This window comes from Chromobacterium sp. CCUG 76385, assembly GCF_059916625.1.
Window position 1 is genome coordinate 1 of the sequence record NZ_JAUCGU010000045.1, and the last position, 17,941, is coordinate 17,941.

Below are 17,941 nucleotides of genomic sequence, written 5' to 3' on the forward strand. Positions count from 1 at the left end.
GCGCCGCATAGTCATTCTCTGCCAGCGCGGAACAACGAAGAGTCGGCGCGAAAGGCGCCCGGCCCTGCGGGTTTGGCGTAGCTCAAACGCGATCCACTCACCAAACGTCAACAGCCCCTAGCGTGGTCCTGAGTCTGTTCGGGTCGACTCAAGGGCTGAGTGTCGACGCGCATGCGACCCGCTAGCGGAATGGCGAGGCGCAGGGCGGCGCCTCTCAAGGCAAACGGATGGCCGCTTGTGCTGGCAAGTATGTCAGCCTATACATGGTATTACGCGGCGGAAAGTTACGCGAATGTCGTAGCGGCGGGCGGAGGCGGTGATGCTGCGCAGAGAAGCCTCTTAAGCTGGCCGGGGGCCGAGTGCATAGCGTTGAGACTGCTGCGGTATTGCCTGGAAGGGGATGATCAGCATGGAGCTGAAGCCAAAGCGGTTCTTGATACTCGATGACCAATTGGTATTGCGCAAGCTGATCTCGCGCCAAGCCAGCTTCTTCAGCCGTTTCGCGGTGGAGATAGATGAGTTCAGCGATCCGGCCGAGGCGCTGCGGAGCCTGGTGGAAGGCGGCTATGACCTGGTGATCACCGATATCGGCATGCCCGGCATGAACGGCATAGATTTCATCAAGAATGTGGCGCAGCTGGGCTACCAGTCCGCACTGCTGATCATTTCCGGCTACGACGGCAAAACGCTGCAAACCATTGCCGACATGTCCAGCGCGCTGGGCATGTCTTGCACCCGATTTCTGACCAAACCCTATTCGGCGGAAGCCTTCGTCGCCACGCTCGACGATATCTTCAATGAAATGGAAAGGCGGCTTCCGCTGTATCCGGTGGATATCGAGCAGTTATTGTCGATGATAGGCGAGGACGACTATCGGCTGGAGTTTGCGCCGGTGCTTACGCTGGCGGAGCGCAAGCTCAGTGGTTTTCACCTGGCCGGATTGATCCAGAATGGCAAGCGTTATCCGATGGACTATCTGCTTTCGCGGCTGGCTGGCCGGAGGATGGCGTCGGCCGTCATGCTGGAAACGGTGGTGGAGCGGATAGCCAAGCTGCTGGTCGATATCGCGCGGCAGACGTCTTTTGCCGAGTGCCCAATCAGCGTGCCGATCGATGAAGCCTGCCTGTGTGCGGAAAACGTATTCGACCATTGTTATATGGCGCTGCAGCAATATGGCGTCGCGGCCCGGCGCATCGGCTTTGAGTTGAGCGATGGCTTGGGCAGGCACGCAGACGCGGTGTGCTTCGAGAATATCGCCAAAGTTCGTTATTTGGGATTCCGCTTGCTGGCGGGAGAGTTCGGGCAGGGCGCCCTCGCGGTGAGCAATCTGTTCAAGTTTCCATTCGACCAGCTGAATGTGCCGGTGGAAACCTTGCGCTGGATGCGGGTATTGCTGGGAGAAGATGCGGGCGCCTTTCGCCTTTTGCGCTATTTCGGCTTGTCGCAGGCCGCAGTTTGCGCAACGCGCATCGATAATGAAGAGAGCCTGGAGTTGGCGCGATCGCTTGGGTGCGTCAGCGGAATGGGGCAGTTTCTGGGCGCGGCCATACCGGAAGACGAGTTGGTGGCGGCGACCAGAAGCATTTGGGGAAGCAGTTCTGCAGCGGATGGCGCGGTATCCGTTACTTGAGGAGACGCGATGATTTCGGTCGATTTGGTCCGCTTGCGCATCTTGATCGTCGATGACCAGACCTTGGTGCGTACGCTGATTTCGCAGGCCTTGCAGAGCATGGGTATCCGGCAGGACCATATTTATCAGGCCGCAGATGGTACTGCCGCGATGCGGATGCTGGATATCCGCATGGTCGACATCATTTTGTGCGACGTGCAAATGCAGCCTATGAATGGCATGGATTTGCTCAAGGAACTGCGCTGCGGCCATACCGCCAATGTTTCCAATCTACCCTTCGTCTTTTTGTCCGGCCATGCGGACCGCAGCAATGTGGTGATGGCCAGCCAGCTGCACGCCGATGGCTTCGTCGTCAAGCCGCCTAAGCCGGCCGATGTGGAAAAGGCGATCCAGACTGCATTGCAGCGGGCGCGGCCGGAAATCGATCCATTTAGCTACTATCACATCTCCACGGGCACGGATTATGACAAAAAAGTGTTTGGCCGGCTGTTCGAGACTAGGACGCCCATCGCCCACGATGAGCCGGAAGAGAGCTGTCTGACTCTGGATAAGGTCAAGCCAGGCGCGCTACTGACGCGCGACCTGCGCAGCCGGTCCGGACATTTGCTGTTGCCGCGCGGCGCCACCATCTCCGCCAATCAATTGTCGGTATTGAAGGATTACTCTGAGCGTTATGGCGTCGCGCAGATTTTCGTATTGGACAATCCGGAGTCAGTGGCCCAGCCGGTTGTGAGAAGCTAGCCATGACCCGGATTCGGCCGCAGCATAGTCAGGCAAGCGCGATCGGTCGCAGCGTGTTGGTCATCGTGCTGTTACTGGGCATGCTGCAAATTGGCGTCATGTCGCAACTGCAGATCACGTCTTGGGAGCAATATCAGCAAGCCAGCCAGTTGACTGAATGGAGCGGCGATGCCGATTTGCTTTACCGCTTTGCGGAAGCGCAACTGAGCGAAAGCGGACAATTGCGCGCCTTGCTGCTGGGCAAGCCGCCTACCTCGGACCAGCAAAATCGGCTGGAGCAGCTGGGCCGACGGGTGGACGAGGATTATTTCGCGCTGGCTACGTCTTTGCGCAAGAGGCAGAACGGCCGGATCGAGGAAAAATTGATCCATTTGCAGCAGACCCTGCGTCAGTTCCAGCAGTTGCGCGCGCTGGCCGGCGAAACCTGGCGCGCCCGCACAGGCCCCAATCAAGCGTTGACAACCCGGCTGTATGAAGAAACGCGCGATGTTCAGGAGCAGGTGCAGCATTTGCTGAGCGACGCGGTGGTTTCCATGGCGGCGAGCGGCGATCCGCGCATCAATAATCTGGTGTGGTTGCGGCAGGATTTGTGGATGTCCGCCTATTGGCTGCGGGCCAATGCCCAGGCGCTGGTATTGCGCACGATGTTGGGGCACAGGCTGGACCGGCACGTGGAAGAGGATCTGGCGCGCCGTTTGGCTGCCGGGATGCTGACCTTGGACAAGCTCAGGCCCCGAGTGGACAGCGTGCAGGATCCGCGTTTGTCGGCCAAGTTCACCACGCTCGCGCTGCTGGCGCAGCGGCAGCAGTTGTTGGCGCAATTGCAGCTGGATCAATTGGATGGGCGTTTGCAATTCGCCCAGGCCACCAACTTTGCCCGCAATCTGGATCAGTTGACGGAGGCGTTTTCGCAGACGCTGCAGGATGTGTCCGGCCATACTGCCGCCGCGGCCCAGGCTAGCTTGTCCGATGCCAGGCGCGAGCTGCTGCGAGCCGGCTTGTTCGCTTTGGTGGAAATCGTGTTGCTGGGCTTCCTCCTGTACGTGATGGTGCGCAAAGTGCTCAAGCCGCTGGATTTTCTGCAGCGCATGCTTGACGTATCCGGCGATGCGATGCTGGTGATCAATCAGAACGGCGCCATCGAAATGGCCAACGAGGGCGCCGGAAGAATGTTCGGCTACTCGATGAGCATCTTGGCTGGCATGCCCGTCAAGCAGCTATTCGTGATGAACGATGAGTTGCATTCCGTGTTGTCTGCCTTGGAAATTCAGGAGGGGCGCTCGCTGCAGGTAGAGGGAATGGGCAGTGGCGGCGAGCATTTTCACGCCTTGCTGACGATAGATCGCTATCAGGACGGGGAGAACCGTCCTTTGCACATCTTGATCGTGCGGGATGAGCACAAGCGCAGGCTGGCTGAAGCATCGCTGGAGCGCAGCGTCGACTTGCTGTCGGTCATTTCGGAAATCGAGGCTTTGCTGCTTTCTCGCTCATCGCGCGAGGCGGTGTTTGCGCGCTTGCACGATACTTTCCTGGATTTCACGCATTCCGAACAGTGTGTTTTGGTCGCCTGGTCGGCATTGGATAACAGCGACGAGTCCCTGCGTTTGCAGGCCGGGGAGTGGCCAGATTTCCTGCCGCAGATACAGCAATTGTCGATGGCCGAGGCGCCATTGCCGGCCCTGTTCCGCAGCTTGTCGGCGCAGCCGTCCTGGGTCTCCTTGCCGGTAATGCTGGCCGGAGAGGTGGCGGCGGGGGTTTGCCTGATGCGGCCAACGCTGTCGCAGCTCGGCATCAGCATCCTGCCCTTGCTGGGCGCCTACGCCAATATCCTCGGTTTTTACGCGGAAGAAGACCGCCGTAAGATGTCTGAAGCCCAATTGCGCGCGGTGTTGCAAGAGGAGGAGGCGGTGTACTCCGCTTCGCCGGTGGGTTTGCTGCGCTTGAACGAACACTTCCAGATCACCCGCGCCAATCTCACCGCGGAAAGCATTTTTGATGTCGGCGATGGATACGGCCTGTCCGGCATGCACCTGATGGAGTTGCTGGCTTCTGAGCATGGCTGGTACGAGCTGGCCGAGCAGATGTCCAAGATGCAGCAGGAAAATGCGCGCATCCACTGCGAGCTGGAGTGCTTGACCGGCACCGGCCGGCCGATCTGGGTGCTGTTCGAGGGGCAGCTGTTGTTCCCGGACGCGGCCGAGTCGGTGATCATTCTGGCCTGCTTGGACATCACCGAACGCAAGATGGCGGAGTTCGAGCTGCGCATGGCGCGCGACCAGGCCAATGCCGCCAACCGCGCCAAGAGCGCCTTCCTCGCCACGATGAGCCACGAGATCCGCACGCCGATGAACGGCGTGCTCGGCATGCTGGAGTTGCTGGCGATGACGCAGCTGGACGCGGAGCAGCGCGATACCGTGTCCACCATACAAGACTCTGCCAATACCTTGCTCAGGCTGATCGACGATATTCTTGATTTTTCCAAGATTGAGGCGGACCGGATGGAGATCATTCCCACCCGGACGGCCGTGCAGCCGTTCATGGACAGCCTGCGCAGCCTGTATCAGGAGAATGCCAACAAGAAAGGCCTGGCGCTGACGCTGACCCTGGACGACAAGCTGGCGCCGACGCTGGTGATGGACCCGTTGCGGGTGCGGCAGGTCTTGCAGAACTTCATCAGCAATGCCATCAAGTTCACCGCCGGCGGGCAAGTGGACATCCGGGTGAGGGTGATGGATACCGTCGCCAATTATCAGGTGCTGGCATTTGAGGTCGAAGACACCGGCATCGGCATGTCGCAGGAGCAGTTGAGCAAGCTGTTCCAGCCATTCACCCAGGCGGACTCCGAAACGACCAGGCGTTTTGGCGGCACCGGCTTGGGGCTGGCCATCTGCCGGCGGCTGGCCGGTTTGATGGGCGGGCATGTGGAAATGGAAAGCGAGCCGGGCAAGGGCAGTTGCGCCCGGCTGCTGCTGGAGCTGGAATGGCTGGCCGAGCAGGTCGAGCCGGTGGTGCTGCCTGAGCAGCGGGTGCCTTTGGAGTCGGTTTCCGCCCCCCTTGCCAGTGAAGGTGCGTCTGCCGGTGTCGAGAAGGGTTATCCCATTCTGTTTGCCGAGGATAATCCTACCAATCGCAAGCTGACGCTGAAGCAGCTGGAGAAGCTCGGATATCCGGCAGATTGGGCCGAGGATGGCGATCGCGCCTTCAGCAAGTGGCTGGCTGGGCGTTATTCCCTGATTCTGACCGATTGCCACATGCCTGGCATAGACGGCTATCAACTGGCCCGGCTGGTGCGCGCCTACGAGGCATCGCATCCCGAGTGCGGCCGTATTCCCATCGTCGCCTGCACCGCCAATGCCGCGAAAGAGGAGGTGGACAAGACGCGCGAGGCCGGCATGGACGACTTTCTCACCAAGCCCTTGTCGATTCATGCCCTGCAATCGACCTTGAGCAAATGGATGCGGTCTGTCGGCGACTCGGGAGAGCAGGCTATCTTGCCGCCGGAGGCTGCCATGGAGCCATTGCCCCAGCCCGCGCTGCCGGCAGACGCTCATGATGGGGCGGATAGCCTCTCTGCGCCGATCGATCGCAGCGTGCTGGAGGTCTACAGCAACGGCGATGTGAGCATGGAGTTGGAAATCCTGCGTGAATTCCAGACCGGCAACCAGGAGGACGTGGCGGCGTTGCGCGAGGCGCTGCAAAGCCGGGATCCGGACAAGATCGGGTTTGCCGCCCACCGGATCAAGGGCGCCAGCCGCATGGTCGGCGCCACTGACTTGGGCGCGGCGGCGGAGGCCGTGGAAAAAGCCGGCAAGGACCACAATGTCGAATTGGCCCATCAGGCGATGCAGAAGTTCGACGAGGAACTGGCGCGTTTCGATGACTGGCTGACAGCCCAAGCCGAGGCAGACTTGGCCTGAGGACGCGCGGCGCTTAAAATCCGCGGCATGACGCACTCAACCGTATCGCTTTATCCCTTGCTGGAGTAGGCGCTGTTGTGCCGCAACGTCGAGGAAAAGCTGTTGCTTGCCGAACGGCTTTTCCAGGATTGGCGCGCCGGCTCCCTGGCCCGCCTGGCGGCAGACCCGCCCTACGCCTTGCCGGAGGCGGGGCGGCCGGATCGTCCCGAGTTGGTCCATCCCGCCAAGGTGCCGCGGCGCGGCCTTTCTACCCCTCAGGGGCATGGCGCCTTGCTGCACGCCATCGCCCATATCGAATTCAATGCCGTCAATCTGGCGCTGGACGCAGCCTGGCGTTTTCGCGACATGCCGGACGGCTTCGTTGGCGATTGGCTGCGGGTGGCGGCGGAGGAGGCCGGCCATTTCCGGCTGCTGCAGGACAGGTTGCGGGAGCTCGGTTTCGCCTACGGCGACTTTCCGGCGCATGACGGCCTGTGGGCGATGACGCGCAAGACCGATCATGACGCGATGATCCGCATGGCCCTGGTGCCCAGAGTGCTGGAGGCGCGCGGACTGGACGTGACGCCGGGCATTCAGCGGCGGCTGGCCGCCATCGGCGATACGGCCAGCGTTGCCGTGCTGGACATCATCCTGCGCGACGAGATCGGCCATGTGCAGATCGGCAATCGCTGGTTCTGCGAGCTATGCCGGCAGCGCGGGCTGGAACCACAGGCGACTTTCCGCCGTCTACTCGATGAGTACGCGATGCAACTGCATCCCGGCGACTACAATCTGTCCGCGCGCGAAGCCGCGGGTTTCTTCGCCGACGAATTGGCGGCGCTGGCCCGGCTGGGCGAGCCGCCGGCCGACGCCTGACTTTTTTATCCGGATCTCTTTAAAATGAAAAACCTGTTCATTCGCCTGCGCAGCAATCGCAAATTCGGCATTGCCATGTTGCTGGCTTCCACCTTGTTATTCATGGCGATGTCCGTGCTATGGCGCGGCGGCGAGACGGAAAGCCTGTTGCTGCGATTGCTGTGCCCAATGCTGCTATTGCTTGCCATGGCGGGGCAGTTGCTGGCTTTGGCGGCATTGTTGCAAAAACCACGAAAATAAAACGGCTTTAAAAAACAGCGGCTTAAAGTTGCGGCGATGCGTCAGGCGGGCTTGACGCTGAATGTCCACCCGCGCATAATCGCGGCCGAATAAGCCTCAAACAGGCTCCGCTATGGTGCGGGGCCTGTCGTTTTTTGCACTTGCGGAGCGTCTGCACCATGGAGCACCAGGTATTCCTGCGTAAGCTGGAAGCCAATGCGCTGGCAGCATCGGATTTCAATCATCAAGCCCACCTGTACGCAGCCTGGGGCTATCGCCGGGAGTACCCGGCGCCGGAGGCGGCCGCGCGTTGCGCGCATGCGTTGTCGCGCTTCGCCATGGCCAATGGCGCGGCGACCAAGTACAACCACACGCTGACGATGGCGCTGCTGGCCATCGCCTATAGCCGGGTGGAGTCCGACCCGGCGCTGATGGAAGACTGGCAGGCTTTTCTGGACAGCTGTCGAGACTTGGCTCAGGACGCCAAGGCCGTGCTGGAGCAGCATTACTCGTCCGAACGCCTGGCCGCAGACTCGGCCCGCAAGGCTTTCGTCAAGCCGGACCGCAAGCCGCTGCCGGTTTCCTGCCTGCTCAACTGAATACCAAGAAGTCATCACCCAATGATCAAAGCCCCCGAATTGCTGCTGCCGGCCGGCACGCTGGACAAGATGCGCGCCGCCTATGATTTTGGCGCCGACGCCGTATACGCAGGCCAGCCGCGCTACAGCCTGCGCGCACGCAACAACGATTTCAAGCTGGAAGAACTGAAGCAGGGCATAGACGAGGCCCACGCGCGCGGCAAACTGTTCTTTGTCGCCAGCAACATCCTGCCGCACAACAGCAAGATCAAGACTTATATGGCCGACATGGAACCGGTCATCGCCATGAAGCCGGACGCGCTGATCATGGCCGACCCGGGGCTGATCATGATGGTGCGCGAGAAGTGGCCGGAAGTGCCCATCCACCTGTCGGTGCAGGCCAATACCGTCAACTATATGGGCGTCAAGTTCTGGCAGAAGCTGGGCGTGTCGCGCATCATCCTGTCGCGCGAGCTGTCCCTGGACGAGATTGCGGAAATCCGCCAGGAATGCCCCGACATGGAGCTGGAAGTGTTCGTTCATGGTGCATTGTGCATCGCGTACTCCGGCCGTTGCCTGCTGTCTGGCTATTTCAACCACCGCGATCCGAATCAAGGCACCTGCACCAATGCTTGCCGCTGGGACTACAAGGTCCACGACACGCAGGGCGACGACGCCGGCGATGTGCAGGTGATCCAGTTCGACTTCAACAAGGCGCTGGAAGAAGCCAACCAGAATTTCTCGTCCTGCGGCAGCCAGCAGCGCCACCCCTTGGCGGACAAGACTTATCTGATCGAAGAGGGTAGCCGCCCGGGCGAGCTGATGCCCATCATTGAAGATGAGCATGGCACCTACATCATGAACTCCAAGGACCTGCGCGCCGTGGAGCAGGTGGAGAAACTGGCGAAGATAGGCGTCGATTCGCTGAAGATCGAAGGCCGCACCAAGAGTTTGTACTATGTGGCGCGCGCCGCCCAGGTGTACCGCAAGGCGATCGACGACGCCGTCGCCGGCCGTCCGTTCGACCTGAGCCTGTTGTCCGATCTGGATGGCCTGGCCAACCGCGGCTATACCCCGGGCTTTCTTGAGCGGCACCAAAGCCAGGATTACCAGAACTACCTGACCGGGCACTCCAAGGCCAAGCAGAGCCAGTATGTCGGCGATGTGATCGAAGTGGATGCCGAAGGCTGGGCGCTGGTGGAGGTGAAGAATAAGTTCGCCGTCGGCGACAAGCTGGAGGTGATCCATCCGTCCGGCAACCGCATCATTGAACTGGCGCAGATGATACGCAATGGCGAGTCGGTGCAGGTGGCTGCCGGCAACGGCATGCAGGTGCGGATCCCCGGTTTTGCCGGCTATGACCACAAGGCCCTGATCACCCGCCTGTTGTGATTGCCGCTGTTTTTCGTATTTAAAGGCTGCCGCTGGCAGCCTTTTTGCTTTATCAACCGGCAGCAGGTGTTGCGTCGGTGCTGCGGGATGGTTGATTGCGGCGCCGCCAGGAAGCCAGCGATTTCCTGATCGAGATTCGTTGATGATAATGTCTTGAATCAAAGGCCGGCCAAGCTCGCGCTTAGGCCGATAGGTCATCGCGGCGTTGATGATCATAAACGCTAGTTGGCAACAAATAGACAGTGTGTTGATTTTTTTGTGAAGCAACTGGCTTTTCTATTGCAACTCTGCGTAAACCTGATTAAAAAGTAGTTACATAAAAATTATGGCGTCAAATTTATTAAACGCCACCATCGCATATTGGAGCGAGAGAGAGGAAATCATGATGCAAGCAGCCCGACCTTGGCCTGACTGTTCCCCGTCCTGCCGCGCCGGTTCACCCGCGTTTGCGCTTCACTCGCCGCCTCGTTCCCTGCATAGCCCTCCCGCTTCTTTCTGAACCGTTCCGTCTATCCGTTGATTCCGAAGTCAAATCGCTGACAACGCCTCGCGGCGCGCCTGAAGCAAGGCGTTAACACAGACAACCCAATGGTAAGCCAAGGCTGGCCCGCGCGGGATGGGGTGGTTTTGTGAGCGCGACGAATTCGGGTTACATGACGTAACGCTTGAGCATATTACGTTCGCCTGCCTTGGTGTATGTTGGTTTAATGCCGCCGTCTGCGCGGCCAGGCCAGCGCAATGGGCAGACGACGCAATGAAGAATGCAGTTCCTCGGGATCTCCCGTCATCGGCGGGAGCATTTATGGTCGTGCTACTTAGGAAGCCTGTCATGAAGAAGAAACTGGTTCACAAAGTTCTGTATTCCTTGTTGATGCTTTTGCCAGCCACCGGCGCGCTGGCGGAAGACAAGTCGCTTAACGTCTACAACTGGTCCGATTACATCGCCAAGTCCACCATCCCCGGCTTTGAAAAACAGACCGGCATCAAGGTGAAATACGATGTCTACGACAGCGATGACACCTTGCAAGCCAAGATGCTGACCGGCCGCGCCGGCTACGACATCGTGGTGCCCACTTCCAACTTCATGGCCCGGCAGATCGAAGCCGGCATCTACCAGAAGCTGGACAAGTCCAAGCTGCCCAATCTGGCCAATCTGGACAAGTCGCTGATGGCCAAGATCGTCGATGCCGATCCGGGCAACGCGCATGGCGTGCCGTGGGCTTATGGCACCGACGGCCTGGGTTACAACTTCACCAAGGTCAAGGCCATCCTCGGCAACAACGCTCCGCTGGACAGCTGGGACATCCTGTTCGATCCCAAATACGTGTCCAAGCTGAAGGACTGCGGCGTGTCCGTGCTGGATCAGGCCAACGACGTGTTCGCCGTGACGCTGCACCATCTGGGCAAGGACCCGAACAGCAAGAATCCGGCCGATTACCAGGCCGCGTTCGAGGCCTTGAAGAAGATCCGCCCGTACATCACCCAATTCAACTCGTCCGGCTACATCAACGACTTGGCCAATGGCGACATCTGTCTGGCGCTGGGCTGGTCCGGCGACGTCAACATCGCCAAGCACCGGGCGGCCGAGGCCAAGCGTTCCTATCAGCTGGGTTATGTGATTCCCAAGTCCGGCGCGCCGATCTGGTTCGACGTGATGGTGATCCCGAAGGACGCGCCGCACCCGGAGGCCGCGCTCAAATGGATCAACTACATCGAGACGCCTGAGGTCAACGCGGCGATTACCGACGAGGTGTTCTACCCGACGGTCAACGCGGCGGCGCGCAAGTTCGTCAAGCCGGAAATCGCCAATGATCCGACCATCTACCCGCCGGAATCGGTGATGAAAACCTTGTTCCTGCTCAAGCCGTTGCCGGCGGACATCACCCGTCTGCAGAACCGGCTGTGGACGCAGCTGAAGACAGGGCGCTAAGCCTGTCATGAGCCGGGTGCCGCCATCCGGCTCGTGCTTGGATCACACAACAATAGTCCGCTGCCCGGCTTGGCCGGGACGGCCGGACAGCCGTGGGACATTGTCCGCCCCTTGTCGGGCGGTCTGAAGGTGTCGGCGAAGGCGCTTCGCCGATGGGGACGCAATGTTCAAACGCCTCAGGCGTTGTGGTGCTGCCATGAAACTACCGGATCTGAAATGGTTGCCATCGGGCAGGACAACGGCGATAGCCGTGCCTTTCCTGTTCCTGTTCGTGTTTTTCCTGTTGCCCTTCCTGCTGGTGGTGGGCATCAGTTTCTCCCAGCAGCAGCTGGGCATCCCGCCTTACACGCCGCTGACCAAGCTGGAAAACGACGTCTACACGGTTGCGCTCAACCTGAGCCATTACCGCTTCATGTTCACCGACGACCTGTATTTCGCCACCTATGTCAGCTCGGTCAAGATGGCGTTCTTCTCCACCGTGCTGTGTCTGCTGATCGGCTATCCGATGGCCTACTACATCGCGCGGGCCGAGGGCGCGACGCGCAACACGCTGATGATGATGGTGATGCTGCCGTTCTGGACCTCATATCTGATTCGGGTTTACGCCTGGATAGGCATTCTGAAGAACGACGGTTTTCTCAACCAGTTCCTGCTATGGCTGGGGGTGATTAACAGTCCGCTGCATCTGTATCACACCAACTGGGGAGTCTACATCGGCATGGTGTTTTCCTACCTGCCGTTCATGATCATGCCGCTGTACGCCCACTTGGTGAAGATGGATCTGACGCTGCTGGAAGCGGCCTACGACCTGGGCGCGAAGCCGTGGCGCGCGTTTTGGCAGGTGACGCTGCCTTTGTCGAAGAACGGCATCGTCGCCGGCAGCCTCCTGGTGTTCATCCCGGCGGTGGGCGAGTACGTGATCCCGGAGCTGTTGGGCGGTTCGGACACGCTGATGATAGGCCGCGTGATGTGGGAAGAGTTCTTCAGCAACAATGACTGGCCGATGGCCGCCACGGTGACCTGCTGCATGGTGTTGCTGCTGTTGGTGCCGATGGCGCTGTTCCAGCATTACCAGGTCAAGACGATGGAGGAGGCGAAATGATCAAGCCAAGCAAACCCTTGTCCTTTCTGGTGCTGGGACTCGGCTACACCTTTCTGTACTTGCCCATCGTGCTGCTGGTGATCTACTCGTTCAACGAGTCCAAACTGGTGACGCTGTGGTCGGGGTTTTCTTTCAAGTGGTACGCCGCCTTGCTGGACGACGATGAGCTGATCAATGCCGCCTGGCTCAGCCTGAAGATCGCGCTGATGACGGCAACGGCATCGGTGGTGATGGGGACCTGGGCCGGCTTCGTGCTGGGGCGTTTCGGCCGCTTCCGGCTGTTTGCGCTGTTTACCGGCATGATCAACGCGCCGCTGGTGATTCCCGAAGTGATCCAGGGCATATCGCTGCTGCTGCTGTTCGTGGCGATGGAGCAAAGCCTGGGTTGGCCCGAGGGCAGGGGGGTGTTCACCATCTGGATCGGCCACGTGATGCTGTGCGTGTCCTACGTCACCATCGTGGTGCAGTCGCGGGTGCGGGAGTTGAACCTGTCGCTGGAAGAGGCGGCGATGGACTTGGGCGCGCGGCCGCTGAAAGTGTTTTTCGTCATCACGCTGCCACTGATCTCGCAGGCGCTGGTTTCGGGCTGGCTGTTGTCGTTCACGCTGTCGCTGGATGATCTGGTGCTGACCGCCTTCCTGTCCGGTCCGGGTTCCACCACCCTGCCCATGGTCATCTTCTCGCGGGTGAGGCTGGGCCTGAATCCGGAAATGAACGCGCTGGCCACCTTGTTCATCGTATTGGTATCGATAGGGGTGGTGGCGGCCAATATCTATATGGGCGCGATGACGCGCAAGCGCGAGAAAGAGATGCGATTGGCCTTTGCCAACGGCTGAGCAGGGTTGCGATGTAAACAACAACAGCAGTGCAGCACAAGGAGAAATGATGATGAAGAAGGTTCTGATCAGCGCATTGATCGCCGCGCTGCCCGGCGTGGTGATGGCCGATGCCAAGACGGATGAAATCGTCCGGCTGAAGGCGCAGATGCAAAAACTGCAGCAGCAGATGGCGGAGCTGCAAAAGGCGGTGGAGGCGGCTTCTGCTTCAGCCGCTAAGCCGGCGGCGGAGGCTGCTGCGGCCGACGAGGACGCCAAAGCGGAGCTGAAAGAGCGCGTGGCCAATATGGAGCTGAAGGTGGACAAGCTCAACACGGCGGCGACCGACGGGCCGTTGGCCGGCTTGAGCATCACCGGCTATCTGGATCCCACCTATATCTATAACCGCAACAACAATAGCGCCGGCTTCCAGTTTCTGAACCACCAGAATACTTACGCTTACAGCAACAGCACCTTCGGCGACGTCTATCTGGACATCAAGAAGACCTTCGGCATCGGTCCCACCGCGCCCAGCGCCGAAATCACCATCATGCCCAACCGCGGCTCAGGCAACACCTTGCTGGATGGCGGCAGCGGCAACAACATCATCAATACCGCGGTGATCAACTTCCCGTTAACCGACACCTGGACTTTCAATGCCGGCCTGATGAACAGCTTCGGCGGCTACGAGGTGCAGCAATCGAACCAGATGGTGACCCTGACCCACGGCCTGCTGTACGACTTCAGCGATCCGGGCAGCTATGTCGGCGCTGGCTTCAACTGGAGTCATGATGTCTGGGCATGGAAGTTCCTGCTGGCGAATGAGCAGTACCGCACGCATGCCAATTTGGCTAATACCGGCACCAATGCAACTACCGGTAATCCTCAGGTGAAGAGCAACAACACGCCAACCTTCACCGCGCGCGTGGATTACACTTGGAGCAGCGCGCTGGATGTGGGCTGGTCGTTCAATGCTGGCAAACAGACGCTGTTGACCAGCGCCGGACAGAATGCTGCAAATCCGGTTCCGGTAACGAATGGCTGTCTGGCAGGCAGTACTGGTTTTGGTTATCAGTGCGCGTCAAGCAACGCATATTCCAACTATTTCTTCACCGAGGCGGATGCCAGCTACACTCTGGGCGATATTCAGTACAACGTCGAACTGGATTACGGCCAACAGCAGCACGCCGCCTGGAATGGCGGCAACGCCGTTTGGTATGGTGCTTCCTTGCTGGGTCACCGCAAGTGGATGACGGAAACCGTCGGCAAGATGGGCGCCACCTTGCGTTATGACTATCTGAACAACAGCAAGAACGGCGGCGGTGGCGGCGGCATCGCTCTGAACGGCAGCGGTTATGACGGCGTGAATGGCTTCGGCGTGTCCGCCGCCTGTCTGGCTAGCGGATCGTCCGATTGCAAGGGCGCCAACCGCCAGGCTCTGACGGCGGACCTGCTGTTCTTCCCCACCGATCAGCTGACGCTGAAGCTGGAATACCGCCACGATTGGGCCAGCGAGAACGTCTTCCTGCGCAACGATGGCAGCTATCGCAAGAGCAATGACCTGATCGGCGCCCAGGCGGTCTACACCTTCTGAGTTCGGCATCGGTTTTCCAGCGGCGGCGGGCCAGTCCCGCCGCTTTTTAATTTGCCAGGCTTGCGGCAGAATGCCTGCATCATTCCGGAAAATTGCCTTTATTCATGCTGCTTGATCTGCTGCGCTGGCCGCTGCCGCGCTATCGTCCCGACGCTTCCCGCGGCCATCACGGCCCGGATGGCTACCGCAACCTCTATCCTTTCCAGCAGCCGCGTTTTGTTGATCTGGCGCGTTGGAACTGGCAGCGCCGGCGGCTGCAAGTAGAACATCGCCTGCAGGACATTCACCGCGTCCCGCCTGATGTCGCTGCGTTGGCGGTTAATCGCGAACGGCCGTCCTATACCTGGATAGGCCACGCCAGCGGGCTGATTCAGCTGGCCGGAATGAATGTGTTGCTGGACCCGGTCTGGTCGCCGCGCGCTTCGCCTGTGCAATGGATGGGGCCGAAGCGCCTGCTGCCGCCCGCCATGGCTTTGCCGGATTTGCCGCGCATCGACGTGGTGATGGTGACGCACAATCATTATGACCACCTTGATTTTCCTACTCTGCGCCGTTTGGCGGCTCAGGTGGGCGGATCGCCGTTGTTCGTGGTGCCCTTGGGCGTGGGGCGGACTTTGCTGCGCGCCGGCGCGCCGGCAGAGCGCATTGTCGAACTGGACTGGTGGCAGCGTCATCGTCATGGCGAGCTCGAATTGACGCTGACGCCGGCGCAGCACTGGAGCAAGCGCTGGGCCTGGGGCGACCGCAACCGCGCGCTGTGGGGCGGCTTCGCGGTAAAGGGCGACGGCGTCCAGCTTTGGTATCCGGGCGATACCGGGTATCATCCGGAGCTTTTCGCGCGCATCGGCGAGCATCTGGGTGTGGTCGACCTGGCGCTGCTGCCTATCGGCGCCTACCAGCCGCGCTGGTTTCTGGCGCCGCAGCACATCAACCCGGACGAGGCGGTGGAGATTTTCCGCATTCTGCGCCCGAAGCGGGCGCTGGCGGTGCATTGGGGCACATTTGTGCTGACCGATGAGCCGCTGCATCAGCCGCCGCTGGATCTGGCAGAAGCCTTGCGCCGGTATGGCATCGCGCCGGCTGATTTCAGCGTGCCGGCCTTGGGCGAGACCGTCTGGCTGGACCAACCGATACGCAGCGAAAAGCCGTAAAGGATCAAAAGAAGGGCAATTGCCGGCGCCTCAAGGTGGATCAAGCATTGCCCGCACCGGCCTGGGCGAATACAATCAAAATCCAGTTATTTTTCAAAAGCGAAGGCAGATTTTCGTTTTCGCGGCAATTCGTGGGGCTATCTAATGACTATTCATCAACTGATCAACGAACGGGTACAGGCGGCGCTGGCAGCGGCTGGCGCCCCTGATGCGCCTGCCGTGGTCCAGCCGGCTTCCAAGCCGGAATTCGGCGACTACCAGGCCAACGGTGTCATGGGCGCCGCCAAAGCGCTGAAGACCAACCCGCGCGCCCTGGCCGAAAAGGTCGTGGCCGCGCTGGATCTTGCCGGCATCGCCGACAAGGTGGAAATCGCCGGTCCGGGTTTCATCAATATTCATCTAGCCCCTGAATATCTGTCCCGACGAAGCGAAGCCGCCTTGAAAGACGACAAGCTGGGCATCGCGCCGGTGAAGCCGCTGCGCGTGATGGTGGAATATTCCTCGCCTAACCTGGCCAAGGAAATGCACGTCGGCCATTTGCGCTCGTCCATCATCGGCGACGCGCTGGCGCGCGTGATGGAATACGTGGGCCACGATGTGGTCCGCGCCAACCACGTGGGCGACTGGGGCACCCAGTTTGGCATGCTGGTGGCCTACCTGGTGGAAACCAGCCACGCCGGCGACGCCGATCTGCAGCTGTCCGACCTGGAAACCTTCTACCGCAACGCCAAGATCCGCTTCGACGAGAGCGAGGACTTCGCCAACACCGCCCGCGATTACGTGGTGAAGCTGCAAGGCGGCGATGAGGAGGTGCTGAAGTTGTGGCGCCAGTTTGTCGATGTGTCGCTGAAACATTGCGAAGACGTATACGAGAAGCTGAATGTCGGCCTGAAGCGCGAGCACGTGCGCGGCGAATCGTCGTATAACGACGACCTGCCGGTGATCGTGCAGGAGCTGCGCGAGAAGGGCTTGCTGACCGAGGACGACGGCGCGCAGGTGGTGTTCCTGGAGGAGTTCCGCACCCAGGAAGACAAGCCGATGGGCGTGATCGTGCAAAAGAAGGACGGCGGTTTCATTTACACCACCACCGACATCGGCGCGGTGCGCTACCGCCATCGCGAGCTGAAGCTGGACCGCGTGATCTACGTGGTGGACGCTCGCCAGAGCCAGCACTTCGCCCAGATGTTCTCCATCTGCCGCAAGGCCGGTTTCGCGCCGGAAAGCATGAAGCTGGAGCACGTGGGCTTCGGCGTGATGATGGGCGACGACGGCAAGCCGTTCAAAACCCGTTCCGGCGGCACGGTCAAGCTGATCGAGCTGCTGCATGAAGCCGAGGAGCGCGCTTATGCCCTGGTGTCCGAGAAGAACCCGGACCTGTCCGACGAGCAGAAGCGCGAAATCGCCAACGCGGTGGGCATCGGCGCGGTGAAGTATGCCGACCTGTCCAAGAACCGGATGAGCGATTACATCTTCAATTGGGACACCATGCTGGCCTTCGAGGGCAACACCGCTCCGTACCTGCAATACGCTTACACCCGCGTGCAGAGCGTGTTCCGCAAGGCTGAGGACTACGACGCCAACGCCAAGATCGTGATCACCGAACCGGCCGAGAAGCAATTGGCCGCCGCGCTGGCGCAGTTCGAAGACACGCTGAACGCGGTGGTGGAAGGCTGCTATCCGCATTATCTGTCGCAGTATCTGTACCACATCGCCACGCTGTTCTCGCGCTTCTACGAAGCCTGCCCGATCCTGAAGAGCGAGGGCGAGGTTCGCGCCAGCCGCCTGCAACTGGCCGCGCTGACCGCCAAGACGCTGCGTACCGGCCTCGATCTGCTGGGCATCAAGGTGCTGGAGTCGATGTAAGCGCCGAGGCCATGGCCATCGCGAGAAACCCCGCCGCATCCGGCGGGGTTTTTTATCGCTGGGCGGCAAGAGCGGGGATCGAGCGTATAGCCTGAACGGATCGCGACGGTGGCTGTCCATCGTGGGCGGGAGCGCATTTGCTCTACCCGCGGCC

General features: G+C 60.3%; 13 protein-coding genes. All 13 read left to right on the forward strand.

Annotation, left to right across the window (positions count from 1 at the left end):
- Nucleotides 1-409: 409 nt before the first annotated feature.
- Nucleotides 410-1,630: an EAL domain-containing response regulator gene (locus QUG01_RS18760; RefSeq protein ID WP_500831412.1), complete on the forward strand. Its 1,221-nt coding sequence runs from the start codon at nt 410-412 to the stop codon at nt 1,628-1,630.
- A 9-nt stretch (nt 1,631-1,639) separates the two neighbouring features.
- Nucleotides 1,640-2,371, forward strand: coding sequence for a response regulator (locus tag QUG01_RS18765; RefSeq protein ID WP_500831413.1), 732 nt, complete (start codon nt 1,640-1,642; stop codon nt 2,369-2,371).
- Nucleotides 2,372-2,373: 2 nt separating this feature from the next.
- Entirely contained in the window at nt 2,374-6,288 is a 3,915-nt protein-coding gene (locus tag QUG01_RS18770) for a hybrid sensor histidine kinase/response regulator (protein ID WP_500831414.1), read from the forward strand.
- A gap of 72 nt (nt 6,289-6,360) precedes the next feature.
- Nucleotides 6,361-7,143, forward strand: coding sequence for a ferritin-like domain-containing protein (locus tag QUG01_RS18775; protein ID WP_500831427.1), 783 nt, complete (start codon nt 6,361-6,363; stop codon nt 7,141-7,143).
- 24 nt (nt 7,144-7,167) lie between these two features.
- Nucleotides 7,168-7,383, forward strand: a complete 216-nt coding sequence (locus tag QUG01_RS18780) for a hypothetical protein (RefSeq protein WP_043628883.1) — start codon at nt 7,168-7,170, stop codon at nt 7,381-7,383.
- Between the two features lie 158 nt (nt 7,384-7,541).
- Entirely contained in the window at nt 7,542-7,961 is a 420-nt protein-coding gene (locus QUG01_RS18785) for a hypothetical protein (RefSeq protein WP_071110401.1), read from the forward strand.
- Nucleotides 7,962-7,985: 24 nt separating this feature from the next.
- On the forward strand, nt 7,986-9,332 hold the full coding sequence (gene trhP, locus QUG01_RS18790; protein ID WP_199153702.1) for a prephenate-dependent tRNA uridine(34) hydroxylase TrhP: 1,347 nt from the start codon (nt 7,986-7,988) through the stop codon (nt 9,330-9,332).
- 829 nt (nt 9,333-10,161) lie between these two features.
- Nucleotides 10,162-11,262, forward strand: a complete 1,101-nt coding sequence (locus QUG01_RS18795; protein WP_500831415.1) for a polyamine ABC transporter substrate-binding protein — start codon at nt 10,162-10,164, stop codon at nt 11,260-11,262.
- Between the two features lie 196 nt (nt 11,263-11,458).
- On the forward strand, nt 11,459-12,364 hold the full coding sequence (locus QUG01_RS18800; RefSeq protein WP_500831416.1) for an ABC transporter permease subunit: 906 nt from the start codon (nt 11,459-11,461) through the stop codon (nt 12,362-12,364).
- On the forward strand, nt 12,361-13,200 hold the full coding sequence (locus QUG01_RS18805) for an ABC transporter permease subunit (protein ID WP_500831417.1): 840 nt from the start codon (nt 12,361-12,363) through the stop codon (nt 13,198-13,200). The genes QUG01_RS18800 and QUG01_RS18805 overlap by 4 nt, the downstream gene beginning before the upstream one ends.
- Nucleotides 13,201-13,249: 49 nt before the next feature.
- Complete coding sequence (locus QUG01_RS18810) at nt 13,250-14,773, forward strand: DUF3138 family protein (RefSeq protein WP_500831418.1); 1,524 nt, start codon at nt 13,250-13,252, stop codon at nt 14,771-14,773.
- A gap of 104 nt (nt 14,774-14,877) precedes the next feature.
- Nucleotides 14,878-15,924: an MBL fold metallo-hydrolase gene (locus QUG01_RS18815; protein WP_500831419.1), complete on the forward strand. Its 1,047-nt coding sequence runs from the start codon at nt 14,878-14,880 to the stop codon at nt 15,922-15,924.
- Nucleotides 15,925-16,068: 144 nt separating this feature from the next.
- Complete coding sequence (gene argS / locus QUG01_RS18820) at nt 16,069-17,787, forward strand: arginine--tRNA ligase (protein WP_500831420.1); 1,719 nt, start codon at nt 16,069-16,071, stop codon at nt 17,785-17,787.
- The last annotated feature ends 154 nt before the right edge of the window (nt 17,788-17,941 follow it).